Source organism: Amycolatopsis sp. lyj-112 (assembly GCF_046549055.1).
In the GTDB taxonomy this organism is placed as follows: Bacteria; Actinomycetota; Actinomycetes; order Mycobacteriales; family Pseudonocardiaceae; genus Amycolatopsis.
Genome location: NZ_JAJPWS010000015.1, coordinates 129,803 through 145,103, shown reverse-complemented (window position 1 = coordinate 145,103; position 15,301 = coordinate 129,803). Strand labels below are relative to the sequence as shown.

17 protein-coding genes and 1 tRNA gene are annotated in these 15,301 nt (G+C 67.1%); 6 read left to right on the top strand and 12 right to left on the bottom strand.

Annotated features, from left to right (window positions below):
* Positions 1 to 91: 91 nt before the first annotated feature.
* Positions 92 to 550 carry a MarR family winged helix-turn-helix transcriptional regulator gene (locus tag ACLJRL_RS34730; protein ID WP_410660595.1) on the bottom strand — a complete coding sequence of 153 codons (459 nt, stop codon included), beginning with the start codon at positions 548 to 550 and terminating at the stop codon, positions 92 to 94.
* 249 nt (positions 551 to 799) lie between these two features.
* Here ACLJRL_RS34730 and ACLJRL_RS34725 point away from each other — a divergent pair, with 249 nt between their 5' ends.
* Positions 800 to 1,012 (top strand): hypothetical protein, encoded by a 213-nt coding sequence (locus tag ACLJRL_RS34725; protein WP_410660594.1) that lies wholly within the window; start codon positions 800 to 802, stop codon positions 1,010 to 1,012.
* Here the strand turns inward: ACLJRL_RS34725 and ACLJRL_RS34720 are convergent.
* Positions 995 to 2,365 carry a carotenoid oxygenase family protein gene (locus tag ACLJRL_RS34720; RefSeq protein WP_410660593.1) on the bottom strand — a complete coding sequence of 457 codons (1,371 nt, stop codon included), beginning with the start codon at positions 2,363 to 2,365 and terminating at the stop codon, positions 995 to 997. The two genes, ACLJRL_RS34725 and ACLJRL_RS34720, sit on opposite strands and share 18 nt — an antisense overlap.
* Before the next feature lie 119 nt (positions 2,366 to 2,484).
* Between ACLJRL_RS34720 and ACLJRL_RS34715 the strand changes: the two genes are divergently transcribed.
* Positions 2,485 to 3,012 (top strand): TetR/AcrR family transcriptional regulator, encoded by a 528-nt coding sequence (locus tag ACLJRL_RS34715; protein WP_410660592.1) that lies wholly within the window; start codon positions 2,485 to 2,487, stop codon positions 3,010 to 3,012.
* Here ACLJRL_RS34715 and ACLJRL_RS34710 read toward each other — a convergent pair.
* The 4 genes from ACLJRL_RS34710 to ACLJRL_RS34695 form a co-directional block, all read right to left on the bottom strand.
* Positions 2,975 to 4,357 (bottom strand): flavin monoamine oxidase family protein, encoded by a 1,383-nt coding sequence (locus ACLJRL_RS34710; protein ID WP_410660591.1) that lies wholly within the window; start codon positions 4,355 to 4,357, stop codon positions 2,975 to 2,977. The genes ACLJRL_RS34715 and ACLJRL_RS34710 overlap by 38 nt on opposite strands.
* Before the next feature lie 147 nt (positions 4,358 to 4,504).
* Entirely contained in the window at positions 4,505 to 5,458 is a 954-nt protein-coding gene (locus tag ACLJRL_RS34705; RefSeq protein WP_410660590.1) for an erythromycin esterase family protein, read from the bottom strand.
* Positions 5,459 to 5,508: 50 nt separating this feature from the next.
* On the bottom strand, positions 5,509 to 5,988 hold the full coding sequence (locus ACLJRL_RS34700) for a hypothetical protein (RefSeq protein WP_410660589.1): 480 nt from the start codon (positions 5,986 to 5,988) through the stop codon (positions 5,509 to 5,511).
* A gap of 274 nt (positions 5,989 to 6,262) precedes the next feature.
* Positions 6,263 to 6,835, bottom strand: a complete 573-nt coding sequence (locus ACLJRL_RS34695; protein ID WP_410660588.1) for a TetR/AcrR family transcriptional regulator — start codon at positions 6,833 to 6,835, stop codon at positions 6,263 to 6,265.
* A gap of 83 nt (positions 6,836 to 6,918) precedes the next feature.
* Here ACLJRL_RS34695 and ACLJRL_RS34690 point away from each other — a divergent pair, with 83 nt between their 5' ends.
* Positions 6,919 to 7,869 carry an NADP-dependent oxidoreductase gene (locus ACLJRL_RS34690; RefSeq protein ID WP_410660587.1) on the top strand — a complete coding sequence of 317 codons (951 nt, stop codon included), beginning with the start codon at positions 6,919 to 6,921 and terminating at the stop codon, positions 7,867 to 7,869.
* A gap of 452 nt (positions 7,870 to 8,321) precedes the next feature.
* Positions 8,322 to 8,552, top strand: coding sequence for a hypothetical protein (locus ACLJRL_RS34685; protein ID WP_410660586.1), 231 nt, complete (start codon positions 8,322 to 8,324; stop codon positions 8,550 to 8,552).
* Positions 8,553 to 9,000: 448 nt separating this feature from the next.
* On the opposite strand, the gene ACLJRL_RS34680 is transcribed toward ACLJRL_RS34685, so the two are convergent.
* Complete coding sequence (locus ACLJRL_RS34680) at positions 9,001 to 9,897, bottom strand: threonine/serine dehydratase (protein ID WP_410660585.1); 897 nt, start codon at positions 9,895 to 9,897, stop codon at positions 9,001 to 9,003.
* On the opposite strand from ACLJRL_RS34680, the gene ACLJRL_RS34675 reads away from it, so the two are divergent.
* A complete protein-coding gene (locus tag ACLJRL_RS34675; protein ID WP_410660584.1) occupies positions 9,866 to 10,624 on the top strand; it encodes an MBL fold metallo-hydrolase in 759 nt (252 codons plus the stop codon). The two genes, ACLJRL_RS34680 and ACLJRL_RS34675, sit on opposite strands and share 32 nt — an antisense overlap.
* 177 nt (positions 10,625 to 10,801) lie before the next feature.
* Here the strand turns inward: ACLJRL_RS34675 and ACLJRL_RS34670 are convergent, their stop codons facing one another.
* Both ACLJRL_RS34670 and ACLJRL_RS34665 read right to left on the bottom strand, forming a co-directional pair.
* Positions 10,802 to 11,593, bottom strand: a complete 792-nt coding sequence (locus ACLJRL_RS34670; protein ID WP_410660583.1) for an endonuclease I family protein — start codon at positions 11,591 to 11,593, stop codon at positions 10,802 to 10,804.
* A 364-nt stretch (positions 11,594 to 11,957) separates the two neighbouring features.
* Positions 11,958 to 12,034 (bottom strand) — tRNA-Leu (locus ACLJRL_RS34665).
* A gap of 175 nt (positions 12,035 to 12,209) precedes the next feature.
* On the opposite strand from ACLJRL_RS34665, the gene ACLJRL_RS34660 reads away from it, so the two are divergent.
* Positions 12,210 to 12,821: an ANTAR domain-containing response regulator gene (locus ACLJRL_RS34660; RefSeq protein WP_410660582.1), complete on the top strand. Its 612-nt coding sequence runs from the start codon at positions 12,210 to 12,212 to the stop codon at positions 12,819 to 12,821.
* A 94-nt stretch (positions 12,822 to 12,915) separates the two neighbouring features.
* Here ACLJRL_RS34660 and ACLJRL_RS34655 read toward each other — a convergent pair whose 3' ends face one another.
* The 3 genes from ACLJRL_RS34655 to ACLJRL_RS34645 form a co-directional block, all read right to left on the bottom strand.
* Positions 12,916 to 13,563 (bottom strand): TetR/AcrR family transcriptional regulator, encoded by a 648-nt coding sequence (locus ACLJRL_RS34655; protein ID WP_410660581.1) that lies wholly within the window; start codon positions 13,561 to 13,563, stop codon positions 12,916 to 12,918.
* A complete protein-coding gene (locus ACLJRL_RS34650) occupies positions 13,560 to 14,618 on the bottom strand; it encodes an oxygenase MpaB family protein (RefSeq protein WP_410660580.1) in 1,059 nt (352 codons plus the stop codon). The genes ACLJRL_RS34655 and ACLJRL_RS34650 overlap by 4 nt, the downstream gene beginning before the upstream one ends.
* A 66-nt stretch (positions 14,619 to 14,684) precedes the next feature.
* Positions 14,685 to 15,284 carry a TetR/AcrR family transcriptional regulator gene (locus tag ACLJRL_RS34645; RefSeq protein ID WP_410660579.1) on the bottom strand — a complete coding sequence of 200 codons (600 nt, stop codon included), beginning with the start codon at positions 15,282 to 15,284 and terminating at the stop codon, positions 14,685 to 14,687.
* Positions 15,285 to 15,301: the final 17 nt, after the last annotated feature.

Below are 15,301 nucleotides of genomic sequence, written 5' to 3'. Positions count from 1 at the left end.
CACTCCGGGCCGAATCGCCCGGCTCGCCACGGAACCACTGGCGAGCAGAGTGCCAGGAGACCTCGAAAATGTACAGGTTTCCTGTCTTTATTCAGTGCGACGGACGATCCGACAGCGCTGTGTGGCACGCGACGACGCAGTCCCGGAAACGGGCCGCGTCGCGCGGATTCAACGCTGAGACCATCCGCTGTTCGAGCGCGGCGACGTCGTCGCGGACCCGGGCGAGGATCTCCTCGCCGGGTCCGGTCAACCGGATCACCCGCCGCCGCCGGTCCCCTGGATCGGCTTCCCGGGCGATGAAGCCCTGCCGTTCGAGCGCGACCACCATGTCGGCCATCGCCTGATCGGTGACGAACGAGTTCCGCGCCAGCTCCGCGGTGGTGAGATCCGAGCGGCGCTCCAGCACGGTGAGCGCGGTGTACTGCAACGGAGTGAGCGCGACAGGACGAAGCACCTCGTCCAGCCGGGCACGCACGGCGAGCTCGAGCTGCTTCACCAGGTACAACAGGCCGGGACCGGGCGCGCTCGAAGAAGGTACGGGCTGAGACACCGCTCAATGGTGACCCACGGCCGAACGCCTCACCGAGGCGGCGGCCCTGATCACCATCGAGGTACCGCTGAATTCGCCCGACCCGGAAGGGGCCGATCATCGCCGGGCTGCTGCTGAGCACGCTGATGGTGGGCGCGAGTTTCACCGACTCCACCGCGCTGGTCATCGTGTTCCTGTCGGTGGCCTTCTTCGGCAACGGCCTTGCCTCGATCACCTGGTCGCTGGTGTCCGCGCTGGCACCCGCAACGGTTGCTCGGGCTCACCGGCGGGATGTTCAACTTCATCGGCAATCTCTCGTCGATCGCGACGCCGATCGTGATCGGCCTGATCGTCACCGACGAGAGCTTCGCGCCCGGTTTCGCTTACATGACCGTGGTCACCATCGCGGGGATCCTGTCCTCTGCGTTCTTGGTCGGCAAGGTCGAACGGATCGGCGAGACCGACTCACGACAGATGGCCTGACTCGGCGGGAATCCAGCTGCCGTGCAACCCCAGCGGGACGCGTGCGGGCAGGTGGACCCTGGCGAGCGGCTCGCCCGCGAAGTCTTGGGCGGCCAGGATCACCAGGTCCGCCGCGCCCCGATCGGGGTCGTGGACGTAAACCAGGTTGTAGCCGTCATCCTCCGCGTCCGCCCCTGCCGCCGGGACGAACACGGTCTCCCCCGCGCTCGCGTCACGGCCGAACTCGTGGGTTTCCGTGGTCCCGGTCAGGAGGTCGTGTTTGAGGAGAGCGCTGCTGAAGCCCTCGTTGGGGCGGTCCGGCTCGGTGGTGCTCGGGGTGGCGTAGAGCTCGGCCGCCGCCGAGTAGCCGAAGCGGTAGGGCTTGCCGCTGAAACGGCCGTTCAGGCGCGGGAAATCCTGCGGGCGGTCGTGCAGCAGCGTTCGCGTGACCCTGTCGTGCTTGAGGTCGGCGGTCCAGCGTTCGAGCACGGGCTTCGAGGCGCCGACGTCGGCGAAGTCCAACGGCCGGGGATGCACGACCACATCCACCACCACCTCGCCGTTCCGCTCGAAGGCGTTCAGAGTGTGGCCCACCATGACCGGCGCGGTCTCGAACCAGCGCACCGTCCCGCCCGCCCTCGGCAGCAAACCCAGCCGTGCGGGCAGATCCGGGTTCCAGTGGAACGGCACCCCCATCGCCAGGCGCTCGGGCTCGAAGACCATCGGGGACTCGTAAAACACCACGTAGTGCTCGGTGAGCGCGAAGTCGTGCATGTACGGCAAGGTCGGTGTCCGGATGTCGGTGACGCTCCGGTTCTCCCCGTCCGGGCCGATCACGATGTGCTGCACGAAATCCGCGCCGTAGCGGAAGGCCAGCGAATGCAGTTCACCGGTCGCGTGGTCGTACTTGCTGTGTGCGTTGGCCGAGAAGCCCTGTGCCGTGGCGCCCAAGGTGGCGGGTCCGACGGTGTCGAGTTCGCCGGTCAGCTCATACGGGGCCAGGCCCCCTTCGATGAGCGCGTAAAGGCGGCCACCGTGGCCGGCGATCTGGACGTTCGGCGCGAAGTCCATGCGCTCGTCGGCGACCTGCCCGCGGCGCGGTTCCCCGAGCCGGTCGGCCACGGAGGCCGAGCGGACCCAGCGGTTGCGATACCACTCGGCACGGCCGTCGCGCAGCCGCACGCCGTGGACCATGCCCTCCCCGAGGGTCCAGATATGCGCCGACGCGTCTTCCAGACCGAGCGGATTCGGGCCGATACGCAGGTAGCGGCCGTCGAGGTCGTCCGGGATCTTCCCGGTGACGGGCAGGTCGAAGGCGGTGATCTCCTCGGCGACCGGGGCGAAGTTGCCGAGGACGTAGCGATTGGGGTTCATCGTCATTCCCTTGTGCGAGGCCGGCTCGTTCCGGCACCGACGACCATACAAGCGTCTTGTACATTTGTATAAGACGTCCGTATAAGACGCTTGTCACAGTCCCCCGCTAGGATCGGCACATGGGACAACGAGAGGACCTCCTCGAAGGGGCCAAGCGCTGCCTGGTCGAACGCGGCTACGCGCACACCACCGCGCGCGACATCACCGCCGCCTCAGGTGCGAACCTCGGCTCCATCGGGTACCACTTCGGCTCCAAAGAGGCCCTCATGAACGAGGCCATGATCGAGCTGTCCACCGAGGCGGTCGAGCGGCTGCGCGAACCGGGCGAAACTTCGCTGACCGCCACCTGGCAAGGCCTCATCGACTCCTTCACCGAGCACCGCGACCTGTGGACCGCCGTCCTGGAAAGCGCCACCCAGGCCGTCCGGTTCCCGGACATCCGCGAACGGCTCGCGGATGCCCAGGACGAAGCCCGGAAGGTCTTCGGCGAACGCCTGTCGCGCACCGAAGCCGACGCCGACGCGGCCGGTGCCGTCCAGTTCGCCCTCATCGCCGGCGTGATGATGCAACATCTCGTCAGTCCCGAGCGGGCTCCCAGCGCCGAAACGGTCATTCGCGGCCTGAAGGCCCTCGCCTCGCAGGAGTGATCGCGTCCGCCGCGGCTTCGCCCGATCGCACCGCGCCCTCGATGTAGCCGTACCAGCGCGGCGAGGTTTCCGTTCCCGCCCAATGGATCCGGCCGACGGGGGCGCGCAAGGCGGAACCGAGCTGAGTCCAGGCACCCGGCGGAAAGACGGCGGAGTACGCGCCGCGGGTGAACGGCTGCTCGTTCCAGTTCCGCTCGACGAAGCTGAGAGGTGTGCTCGCCTGCGGACCGAACAGTCGGGTCAGCGAGTCGAGCAGGATCGTCCGGCGGGCAGCCGAGGAGTGCGTGGCAAGGTCCCGGGCGGCCGCGCCGGTGACGAACCCGATCAGGATGCCTCGCCGGCCGGACCGCGGGCTGCTGTCGACGGTCAGCGCGATCGGGCCACGCAGGCTCAAAGCGGCGCCGCTGAGACCCGCCGTCCGCCAGAACGGCTCCGGGTACGTGGCGATGCACTTGATCACGCTTCCCATCGGAAGTCGTTGCAGCAGGTTGTCGCGCGCGGCCGGAAGCGCTGGGCGGTAAGCGATCCGACCCGCGAGAGGCGGAGCGGCCGCCACCACCACATGCCCGGCCCGCCAGGCGGTTCCGTCTTCGGCGGTCACCGTGACACCGGCGTCGTCATGCTCGATCCGCCGGACCGGTGTGTTGAGCCGCAAGGACGTCTCCAGCCTGTCGGCGAGCTTGCCGGCGAGGCCGTAGGCGCCACCGTCCAACCTGTCCTGTTGCGCGCCGCCTTCGAAGTCGGTCAACGCCGACAGGCTGCCCGCGGCCTTGATGTAGAACAGCGCGTGCAACAGCGACAGTTCACTCGGTTCGCAGGCCCAGATGGCATGGCAGGCCAGAGCCAGGAACCCGCGCCCGCCCCGGGTCGTCACGGTGCGGTCGATCCAGGTCTGCAGCGTTTGCCCGTCGAACGTGTTCGCGTTCGGACCGCGCCAGGGTGCTCCGGTGTCGACGGTGCGAGCGAGCCTGTCGAGGCGGGCCTGCGCCCGCGCGACATCCAGCAGCGTGAACGGGCCGAGTTTCGGCACCATGCCACGAAACCGCCGCAACCGCCCGGCCTCGGTTTCGAGTACGTTCGTGCCCGCCGTGTACGTCGGAAAGGTGGCCACACCGAGTTCCTCGGCCAGCGCGTACACCCGGTCCTGACCCGGTCCGATGAACTGGCCACCGAGATCGACGACCTCGCTGTCGACTTCGACGCCGACAGTGCGGCCGCCGACCTGCTGGCAGGCTTCAAGAAGAAGGACTTCAACTCCGCGTTGACGCAGACGGTGCGCGCAGACGAGACCGGCCATGCCGGCGCCGACCACGACAACATCGATGTCGTGATGCTGGTGGGACACTTGATCTCCTAGGTGGGTCGGTCGTGTTCACGACGAACACGACAGCGCACCCACCTACCACCATGGCGCTGACTTATGGATTCAGTTTCTCGGGAGAGCATTTCCGACCACCACCGCGGTGTCAACCGGCATACCGAACCGCACAGTTCAGTCGAGCGGGCGGGCCGGAGTCACCTCCTGGATGTGGACAAGGACGTCGAACCACTCGGCGAGCGAACCACCGGAGAGATGGTGGACGGCGTCGTCGGCGGGGCTGTAGCCAGGGCCGACCAATCGTGTCTTCGCCGGCCGGCTCAGCCATTCCCGGACCGGATCCGGGCTCGTGGCACGCAGATCCAGCAGATAGGCGTCCAAGTCGGTACTTCCCAGCGTGTTCTCGGCGAACTCGGCCGGCGGCGCGGGGACGGCGTAGGACGTCGCCCCATGGTGGAAGGTCAGCCCGACCGAGCGGTGACCGGAGCCGAAATGCTCCCGAAGGTAGCTGCCCGCATTGCGGTGGACGTCCTGCGGCCCTTGCGTGGAGATGGCGCGTGTCCTTCCGTTCATCACATGCACCATGCCGCCCCAGTAGACGACCTTGTGTCCGGTGTGTTCGTGCCAACGGATCGTGTTCTCGGCCAGCAGCCGTTCGATGTCGGCGAGAGTGCCGGGAAGGGTTGCCACGCCCGGTGAAATCTCTGCCATGGCGGCGATACGGACCGGGTCGGCCGGATTCCGCTCGTTGTGGCGCCGGATCCAGCCGACGACATCGAGGAGTTCCCCGGTTCGCCAGAACGACCTGGCGCCGGCCAGCAACGCTCGAGGGTCACCGATTCCGGTCCGCACGTACTCATCGAGCGCGACGCTCGTGACGTCGTCACCTTCGATCACGAGGGAACGAAATTCCAGTTCCTCGACGAGGAATCTCACTATCCGCTGGGAGACAACGGAAAGCTCGTGGGTGTCGCGGGCCGACGCGCCGAGCGTGACCAGATTCGCGTCACGCACCATGCCGCGCAGTGGCGCGAGATCGGCAAGCGGTCCCTCGGGATCGAAGGTGGCCAGGGGATGCGCGTGCTGTCGGATCCAGCGCGCCGGCGAGTCGGTTGTCGAAGTCTTCATCTGACCAGTCTTGTACCTGAACTTAAGTAGAGGTCCAGTCAAAACCTCGGTCAGGCGGGCTTGATCCCGTTGAGGATCAGCCGGTTGCCCGTTGTCTCCAGATACCCGGTCGCGGTCCACTCGGGTCCGGGTGCACCCGGACCCAGTTCGGGGTTCCCGCCGAGCGCGGTGTTCAGGTCGAGACCGGCCAGAAACGGGCCCGGCGGCAGGTGAGGTCGCAGCGCATCGCGTACGGAAGGCAGGCCGCTGTTCGACGTGGTGGCGCGAAGCTCGTCGGCTCGCTGCGGCTCCAGGTCGACGATCGCGTCGATCCAGAGAGTGGACGGCCCTGGTGCTGACAGTCGACCGGAGTTGTTGTCCCAGCTGACCCAGGTCGCCTCAACCGGATGGCCGAGGCCGGGGAATCGCGAGACCAGCGGATCGAGCTCATGGCGGAGCTCCTCGGATGGCGCGTCGCCGGACGGCGCGGCGCATCCCGTGGCCAGCACGGCGGCGACTGCCGTCGTGACCACCCAGCGTCCAACTTTCATCCGCGCATCCTCCTCAGCAGATTTCCGGTACGCGAGCCCGGCCGGCACAACGTGGGGCCGAGACGAGCGTGCCGATGGCCCCGCACGGAGCCAAGGGCACGATGGCGCACTTTAGATGAGATTCCGATGACACCCGCATCTCTCGGCCAGAAGCACGTGCTTGGCAAGGGCGCGCTTTGCGGCATAGAGGGTGTTTAGCAGCGCATTCGCCCGGCCCCAGCCGCAACGTCTGCCTGGGCTTGATCGCCGATGGGGGAAGCCTGGCCGATCCTGCTCAGCCGGCCGTCGGAGCTGGCAGCGTGACCGTCTCGCGCAGTTCGGCGGCGGCCTGGGCCATGAGCTGGGAGAGGGTGGTATCCGGCTCGGCCAGCCAGCGAGGCATGGCACGCCGGTGGATCGCCAGCACCACGTCGACGATGAAGCGTGCTTTGCCGGGCTCGACGCCGCGGCGCTCGAGTGCCGGTACCAGCGCGTCGGCGATGTAGGCGAGCTTGATCAGATCGCGCTCGGCCAGTGCCGGGTTGGCGGCGATCACTCTTCCCCGGCGCAGCAGGAACTCGCGCGGGCGGAAGATCTCCTCGGCGGTCCCCACCGCGGTCAGCAGCGCCTCGATCGGGGCGAGGTCCGGGTCGGCTGCCTCGACCTGGGCGACGAGGTGGGCCTCGAGTTCGTTGCCGGCGAAGAGGACTTCCCGCTTGTCGGGGAAGTAGCGATAGAAGGAGCGCTCCTTCAGGCCGGCGGCGCCTGCGATCTGCGCGACCGAGGTGCGTTCGAACCCCTGTGTCTCGAACAGCTCGAGCGCCGCGCGCTCGAGCCGGCCCTGTGCGTCGGATTCCCATCGCGGCATACCCGCCAGCATACGACAACAGAAGCTGTCATCAGCTGGTACGGTCGATGACAACAGATGCTGTCATCACAGAGGAGATCGTCATGAAGGCTCTTCAGTTCGACCGGTTCGGCTCCCCGGACGTGATCGTGCTCCGCGACGTCCCACAGCCGGAGCCCGGACCTGGTCAGATCCGGATCGCCGTGCGGGCGTGCGGCCTGACACCGGCCGACTGGCACGTCGTCGACGGTCTCCTCGCCGACCATCTGCCACCGCTGCCGCGCGGGCTCGGCCTCGAAGTCGCGGGCACCGTCGACGCGCTCGGCGACGGCGTCACCGGCGTCCAGATCGGCGACCGCGTGTTCGGCCCGGCCACCTTCGACGGCCCGACGGCAGGCGCCGCCGAGTACGCGCTGATGCCGGCCTGGGCACACATCCCCGACGGCGTCACCGCCGAGCAGGCCGCCGCGCTGCCGATGGCGGCCGAAACGGCGTGGCGTGCGCTCGACGACCTCGGCATCCAGCCGGGTGAGCTGCTGCTCGTCCACGGCGCGGGCACCACCGTGGGTGAGGCGGCGGTGCGCTTCGCGCTGCACCAGGGTATTCGGGTGATCGCCACCGCCGGGCCAACTCGGGCCGCGGCCATGGAAGAGATCGGCGCCCAGGTGACCGGCTACGGCGAGGGCATGGCCGAACGCGTCAGCGCACTGGCCGGAGGCCGCGTCGACCGCGCCCTGGACACGGCGCCGACCGGCGGGCGGATCGACCGCGCCGACCAGCCCAGCCCGGCCGGTGGCTCGCTGCCGATTCTGATCGAGCTGACCGGCGACCCCGACCGCGTCCTCACCGTCTCGGACTTCGCCGCGGCGGCTGACCTGGGAGTCCGGATCACCACCGAGATCCGCTACGACCAGATGGACGAGTTCGCCCGGCTCGCCGGCGAAGGCATCCTGGTCGTACCGGTCGCCCGCACCTACACACTCGACCAGATCCAGGAAGCGGCCAAGCTCAGCCAATCCCGCCGACCCGGCGGCAAACTCATGCTCGTCCTGTGATCACCTTGCCGCCCGGCCAGGCGATCCCGCTGCCGAACAAGTACTAAGACCCGAACACCCCTATAACCGAGTCAAACCGCTCGAACCATCCATGTGAGCAGCGCCGACGGTGACCAATTCCAACTCCCGCTTTTCGGCACGAGAGGACGTCTGCGTGTAGGTGTCCGGCCGATCTGGCTGAGTGCTGCCGGCGGCCTAGTGTCGTGCGTCGGAAATTCGTGTGCTTTATCGGCGGATCCAGGTTTCCGCTGGGCGTGCGGCCGGAAGCGGCTTGTACTGGTTTGTACCTGCGCTTTCGGCTGTGCGTCCAGCGGGAAGCTGGGCCGTCGAGAAGGCCACGAATTTCCGACGCACGACACTAGGGGCATTTCGACGCGTCGCTCGAAGTAGCCGGTGAAGTTTCGATAGATCGTCCAGGGGGTAGTCCAGCGACACGAACTGCAGTCTGGGGAGTGGTGCTCGTGTATCGGATCAAGCCGTCCAAGCCCTCCGCCGTGTTTGGCGCGGTTGTCGGCGTCGCGATGATCATCTTCGTCCTGGTGCGGTTCCCGCTGCGCGAGCCGTTCATCTGGCTCTGGCTGGCCGTCGCGGTGGGTGTCGTGGGCTTCAGCCTGTGGGCGGCGTTTGCCAAGCGCGGCGCCGAGAAAGTGGTTGTCGAAGATCGCCCGCAGTCGGATTCCTGAGTGGTACGTCCGAATTCGGTCAGTCCGTCTGCTGCCCGTCCGATCGTCGGCAAGTGCTTGCGTCGCGGCCCCGAGGTCACCGGCCCGAGCAAGCGATAGGCACGTCATGCAGGCGAAACCCCATTGCTTGCAAAGGCAGCGGCGTGATCATGGGCCCGTGGCTGGAAGGGTTGAAGTCCGGGCTCCGCAGCGCCTTCACCTGGCACGGAGACCGCACAGACCAGCATCGTTATGCCGACATCACAGGGCTGGTCGCGTCGGCCTGACCCGCTCGGGCACCTCGGCCCTACGCTGGCGCACCTGTTCGCCGGCGAGCGTCCTGCCCGTCACATGTGGGGGTGACAGCCCGTTCGAGCCGGGCCGGGACCGGGGAGCTCACGCCCCGCCGGGAGGTGTCGGGGCTCCCGCGTCAACGTGCGCTCATCGGCATGAGAGTGCGCCGACGCGGTCACCGCCGAACCCAGCGGTGATAGGCATCGAGGTCGACGTTGCCGCCGCAGATCACGGTGACGACGTGACGGCCGTCGAAACGGTCGCGGTCTTCCAGGATGGCGGCGATTCCAAGCGCGGCTGAGGGCTCGACGACCAGGCCCGTGTGCTCCAGGAGCAGTTGCATGCCCGTGATGATCGACGACTCGCGGACGAGGACGGCGTCGTCAGCAACCGCGAGAAGGTCGTCCAGGACCTCGGGGATGGGGAAACGTCCGGCGACGCCGTCGGCGATGGTGTCGGTCGATTCGGTGGTGATGACGCGGCGCTCGCGCCACGAGCGGGTCAAGGCCGGGGCGCCCAGGGGCTGCACGCAGATCACCTCGGCTCCAGGTACCAAGGTCTTCAGGACGTAACCCACGCCGGTGGCCATCGCACCGCCACCCAGGGCGATCAGAACAGCGTCGAACGGGGATTCCTTGCCCGCCAACTCAAGCCCGATAGTCGCTGCGCCCTCACAGGTCTCGATGTCCAGACTGTCCTCGGGCAGCCGGATGCCGCGCTCATGCGCGATACGCACGGCTCGCTCGCGGGCCAGTTCGAAATCGCCGTCCACCAGTTCCAGTTCCGCGCCCAGCGCGCGGATCCGATCGAGCTTGGCAACGGGTGCCCGCCCGGACGCCACGACCGTCACGTCGAGGCCGCGGCGGCTGCCTGACCAAGCAAGCGCCTGCCCGAGGTTGCCGGCGCTGGCGCACACCACGGCATTCCGGCCCTGCTCGGCCAGCTGGCTCGTGACGAGCTCGGTGCCCCGGGCTTTGAAACTGCGGACCGGGTTCACCGTTTCCAGCTTCCAGCCGGACCTGGCTGATAGCGTGATCGCCGTGGTCGATTTCGAGACCGGCGCGCCGGTCACCGGCGATCTGGCCGTGCGGTGGAACCATGGGTCGCGGTCGGTTCGGCGCGACACCGATCCGCCCATCCAGGTGCATGCGTACGACGCCCATACTTTCGTTCTCCGGCAGAACAAGGCCGTGCACTACGAAGCGCCGTTCCTCTACCTGTTCTGCGGTAACGACCGGGCTTTGCTGCTCGACACGGGCGCGACCACGGACCCGGACCGGTTTCCCTTGCGTGAGACCGTGGACGCCTTGCTCGACGACTGGCTGGCCGAGCACCCCCGGCCCGCGTACGAGCTGATCGTCGCGCACACGCACGGACATGGCGATCACGTCGCCGGCGATGCGCAGTTCGACGACCGTCCACAGACAACAGTGGTGCCCGCGGACCTGGCCTCCGTACGGTCGTTCTTCGGAATCACCGACTGGCCGACCGACATCGCGCGGTTCGACCTCGGCGGCAGGACGCTGGAGATCACCGGCATCCCAGGCCACCATGCCGCGTCCATCGCGATCTACGACCGGTGGACCGGGTTTCTGCTCACCGGCGACACCGTCTATCCCGGCCGGCTGTACATCGAGGACTTCGCCGCCTTCCAGGAAAGCCTGGACAGACTGATCGCGTTCACCCGGACCCGGCCGGTCACCCACATCATGGGCTGTCACATCGAGATGACCGCCGACCCGGCCGCGACTACCCGATCGGCGCCACCTACCAGCCGGACGAACCACCGCTGCAGATGACCACGGCACAACTCGTGGCCATCCGGGACACCAGCGAGAAGATCGCCCGTCTGCCAGGTGTGCACGTACTCGACGACGTCATCATCTTCCACGGCCCGTGCCGGCGAGCCAGGCGCCGACACAGGGCAAGGAACTTCTGGAGCACACTGCGAACCCGCTTCTTGCCCTGATTTCGTGCTAGCCGTAGATGGAGCCGGCCCATTCGGGGTGGTCGATGAAGGGGTTGCGGTTGTGCTGGAACTGGTCGTAGATGACCTGGTTGCGACGCTGCTCTCCGGCGTCGGGCGGGTCTTGGGTGTTCCAGGTCAGCAGGACCGACAGGCGCCCGATGTTCGGCTTTGAGCCGTTGTCGACGGCGTCGTTGGGTTCCAGATCGGGGTAGCCCTCGGCGCCGTCGTAGCGGACCGCCATGTAAAGGATCATGCGCGCTACATCGCCCTTGACCGCGTCGCGGGGCTCGTACGAGTCGTCGTCGGTCGAGTTCCCAGGTGCTTCGTCGACCGGGGAGCCTCCGACGTCGAAGTCCTTGTTCCCGCGGGCGCTGTTGACCGAGACATCTGTCGCCCTCAGGTGGTGCAGGTCGGTGCCGGGCCCGACCCCTGTACCGAAGTCGCCGTGGGACTTGGCCCAGACATGTTCCCGGTTCCAGTCGTCGGCCTCTCCGCCATTGGCGGTCTTCGCCCGCGAGAAACCGCTGTAAAGCAGGATGACGTTCGCCGCGTTGGCGGGATCTTCGTCGGTGGCCTTGATTCCGTCCCACACCTGCTCGTAGGTCAGCTTGGTGTTGGTGCTGATGATGCCGTGCAGCGCCGTCTTGAGCTCGGCGCCGGTCTTGCCCAAGGCATCCTGGTAATAGTCATCGGCAGACGCGTCCGCGGTCAGGGGAACGGCTACGGCCGGTGCCGCGGAGGTGATCCCGATGGCGGACACGAGCGCGAGAACGAGGGGGATACGGCGGGGCGCGTACATGGACAGTTCCTCTCCCCAGAGACGCCTGCCCTGGATCGCACTCGTCGTGGCCGCGACCCAGGAAACGTACTAGCTGACTAGTTGGAAAAAGACTGTCATGCCTGTCAATGGCCCATTCGGCCCAGCGGCGGCTCCCGGCGTCGGCTATCGATGACCGGCGCGGCGGGCGGGCCCTCTGGAGGGAACCATCGCGAGGTTCAGCTCTTCGACAGAGAACCGCACTAAATCCTGCGGCTTTCCACGCAGGGGAGATACAACGAACTGACCACCGACAAGAATGTGGTCACGAACAAAAGCTCAAAGAACTGGACGAAGCCCCAAGATGTCCCGGCGCAGTGCGCCGGTTCTGTTTGCGGGTTGCCGTTGGTGCCCCCGGTGAGATTCGAACTCACACTGGACGGGTTTTGAATCCGTTGCCTCTGCCAGTTGGGCTACGGGGGCGTTACCGCGATGAACTTTACGGGATCACGGGTGCACACCTTTCGCCGGGCCCGGCAGTGTGACGACCGTCTGACGTGGTGAACGCCATCTCGCCAACTGGATCGTTCCCGGTAGGCTTCAGGTTCGCGGACGGACCGCGAATCGAACTGCCCGACGACCCTTCAGGAGGACCCCGGTGACCGAGCAGGCTGCCGAGGCCAATGGTGCCGTCGCCGCACCTCAGCGGCGGGTGCTGGTGGCCGAGGACGAGGCCCTCATCCGTTTGGACCTCGTCGAGATGCTCCGCGAAGAGGGCTACGAGGTCGTCGGTGAGGCCGGTGACGGCGAACAGGCCATCAACCTGGCCACCGAATTGAAGCCCGACCTGGTGATTCTCGACGTCAAGATGCCGAAGCTCGATGGTATCGAGGCCGCATCCAAGATCACCGGCGACCGGATCGCGCCGGTCGTCATTTTGACCGCGTTCAGCCAGCGCGACCTCGTCGAGCGGGCCAGGGACGCGGGCACGATGGCGTATCTGGTGAAGCCGTTCGCCAAGCGCGACCTGGTGCCGGCCATCGAGCTGGCGGTGAGCCGGTTCGCCGAACTCCAGGCGCTCGAATCCGAGGTCGCGGGTCTCACGGACCGGTTGGAGACCCGCAAGGTCATCGACCGCGCCAAGGGTCTGCTGATGAGCAGCCAAGGGCTCACCGAGCCGGACGCTTTCCGCTGGATACAGCGCACCGCGATGGACCGTCGGACCACGATGAAGGCGGTGGCCGAGGCCGTCGTCGAGAGCATCAGCTGACGCTTCGCTTTACGGATTCAAAACCCGTCCAGTGTTAGTTCGACTCAGTCCGTGAGGGCCACCTTGAGGGGCTCAGAGTCCCTCAAGGTGGCCCTCACGGACTCGAAACCGGACCAGAAGCGCGGGCCGTGCGGCGCATCGGCCCGACCAAAGCAGCGACGGTCGTCGCCAGTCCATCGACATCGACGGCGTCCGGGTCCAGCAGCAACAGGCGTCCGAAGTATTCGCCGATGGCGATGAGCGAATGCGCGACAACGGCGGGGTCGACCTCCGCTGTGCCTCGACGTCCGGTGAGGGTCGCTTCGACGAGGGTCTGAATCCTTTCCCGGACGACGTCCCGGTTGCGGTCGATCCGGTCACGCACGATCGCGGGTGCTTCCACCGAGATCAGGAAGATCGGCTTCCAGGTGAGCGGATCGGCGGTGACCATCGTGGCCAGCGCGGTGATCGTCGACTTCAGATGCGCGGCCGGGTCGAGCAGGTCGACCTCGGTCGAGATCGTGGCCAGCAACTGCTCGACGGCGCGCTGCTCCTGTCGTTCGAGCAGAGCGGTCAGCAGGGCGTCCAGCCCGTCGAACGCGTTGTAGACGACCGGCCTGGTGACGTCGACTTCCCGCGCGATGCGATCGATCGAGACCGCGCGGTACCCGTCGTCGGCGATGATCCGCAAGGCGGTGTCGAGCAGTTGCGCACGTCGTTGCTCGGCCGGCATCCGCGCGGCGTAGGGGCGCCTACCGCTCACGCGATGGATCCCAGGATCGGCTCGGACTCGATGAGGCCGGCGTCGCTCGGCTTCTGTTTGCCTTCGAAGACCTTGGCGTGCTGCTTGGCGCGCCATTCCAGGTGCGCTTCGGCGGGTTTCGGGTAGCCGTACAGTTCCCGCGCTTCCGCCGGGGTGAACGTGATCGGTTTCGACGGCGGGATGCCGAGCAGGACAGGTGCCACGACGGGCACTGTAGCGGGCGAAAGCCGCTTGAGGAGGGCCAGTTTCACGCGCCGGTTGAACTGCGGGAGCCGGAACGCGATCTTCATGACCGGCGTGATCAGCCGGTCGAGAAGGCGGCCCTGCCGCAGGCCCGACATCTCCCGCATCCACTGCGGCATGGTCGCGATGGTCGCGATCCGCAGGGCACGCCCGATGAGCACGGTGACCGGCCGGAACAGTGCCGGTGTCGGCGGGAGCATGACTTCGGCGTGCAGCAGATGATCCATTGTGGACCGGGCGACGTCGGAACCGACCAGTCTCGGCCGCATGTACTCGAAGTACTCGCGCACTCCGGCGCGGTCACGCGGGATGTCGGCGACATCGCAGGTCTGGAATTCCGCGGCGATGGCGCATTCCCGCCAGTACCGCGTTTCTTCCGCTTCGCTGAGCTTGCCCGGCCCGAACTTCTCGTAGGTGTAAAGGATCGAGTGCCAGGCTGTCAGGTGGATCCAGAGTTGCGACTTCGGATCGTTGGCGTCATAGGGTTCGCCGGAGAGCGGTTCGATCCCGATCCCCTTGGAATGCACCTTCACCAGGATGTCCGCGGCCTTCGTCATCTCGCGCGAACCGGCGAAGACGACCATCGCGAAATACCGGAGGGTGCGGTCGTAGCGGGTTCGCGGCCGGTCGCGGATCGCCCGTGTCTCGTCGACCGAGGCGACCAAGGCCGGGTCCAGTTCCTCGACCACGACGGCGCGCTGGAAGCCGACGGTCAGCGAGGTCGGGTAGCTCCATACCTTCCAGGACACCGAATCCGGCCCGAAGAACCCGTAATCATCGTGCGGCTGAACGTTTTCCGCTTTGCCGGCCATCGCTGCCTCCATCGATAGGTGCGCGTCCGGGCTCAATATACAGAGGTGTAGTAATTGGGCAACCCCTCAGCCGCCCAGCGCGGCCAGGTGCTCGGTCAGCATCCGCCGAGAACGGCGCCGCACATCGGCGAGCAGTTGCGGTGCGCCGCCCGCCATCAGCCCGAGCCCGCCGATCAGCACCTGCATCCGGTCGCTTTCATAGCGCGGATCGAGGTCTTCCGGCAGCTCTCCGGCGGCCACGGCGTCACGGAAGGCCTGGACCAGCCATTCGCTGAAAGCCCCATATCCGGCGGCGGCACCCTCGCGGCTGACGAGCTTGTGCGCCTCGTGCTGACCCCAGAAGGCGAGCCAGACCGTCCAGGATTTCAGCCTGTCCTCATCCAGCGGCAGCATCGCTTTGGCGAACTGGTCGATGGCCTTCAGGCCGCTCTTCCCCGCGGTGGCTTCGAACACCCGGACCGTGGCGAGTTTGTTGTTGTACCGCAGCACCGAGGCCATGACCTCGGCCTTGTCCTCGAAGTAGTGGGTCACCGCTCCGGTGGTGACACCTGCCTCGGTGGCGATGCCCCGCATGGTCGTCGCGTGTACCCCTTGCACGGCGACGAGCCGCCACGCCGCGGCGATGACACGGCGACGGCTTTCCGGATCTCGGATACGGCGGACCACGAAATTCATCCTAGCTT

Bases quoted from the DNA above. Each gene is read 5' to 3' on its own strand.
- ACLJRL_RS34720 (WP_410660593.1), bottom strand. From the start codon at position 2,365: ATGAACCCCAATCGCTACGTCCTCGGCAACTTCGCCCCGGTCGCCGAG.
- ACLJRL_RS34715 (WP_410660592.1), top strand. From the start codon at position 2,485: ATGGGACAACGAGAGGACCTCCTCGAAGGGGCCAAGCGCTGCCTGGTC.
- ACLJRL_RS34705 (WP_410660590.1), bottom strand. From the start codon at position 5,458: ATGAAGACTTCGACAACCGACTCGCCGGCGCGCTGGATCCGACAGCAC.
- ACLJRL_RS34700 (WP_410660589.1), bottom strand. From the start codon at position 5,988: ATGAAAGTTGGACGCTGGGTGGTCACGACGGCAGTCGCCGCCGTGCTG.
- ACLJRL_RS34695 (WP_410660588.1), bottom strand. From the start codon at position 6,835: ATGCCGCGATGGGAATCCGACGCACAGGGCCGGCTCGAGCGCGCGGCG.
- ACLJRL_RS34690 (WP_410660587.1), top strand. From the start codon at position 6,919: ATGAAGGCTCTTCAGTTCGACCGGTTCGGCTCCCCGGACGTGATCGTG.
- ACLJRL_RS34670 (WP_410660583.1), bottom strand. From the start codon at position 11,593: ATGTACGCGCCCCGCCGTATCCCCCTCGTTCTCGCGCTCGTGTCCGCC.
- ACLJRL_RS34650 (WP_410660580.1), bottom strand. From the start codon at position 14,618: ATGGCCGGCAAAGCGGAAAACGTTCAGCCGCACGATGATTACGGGTTC.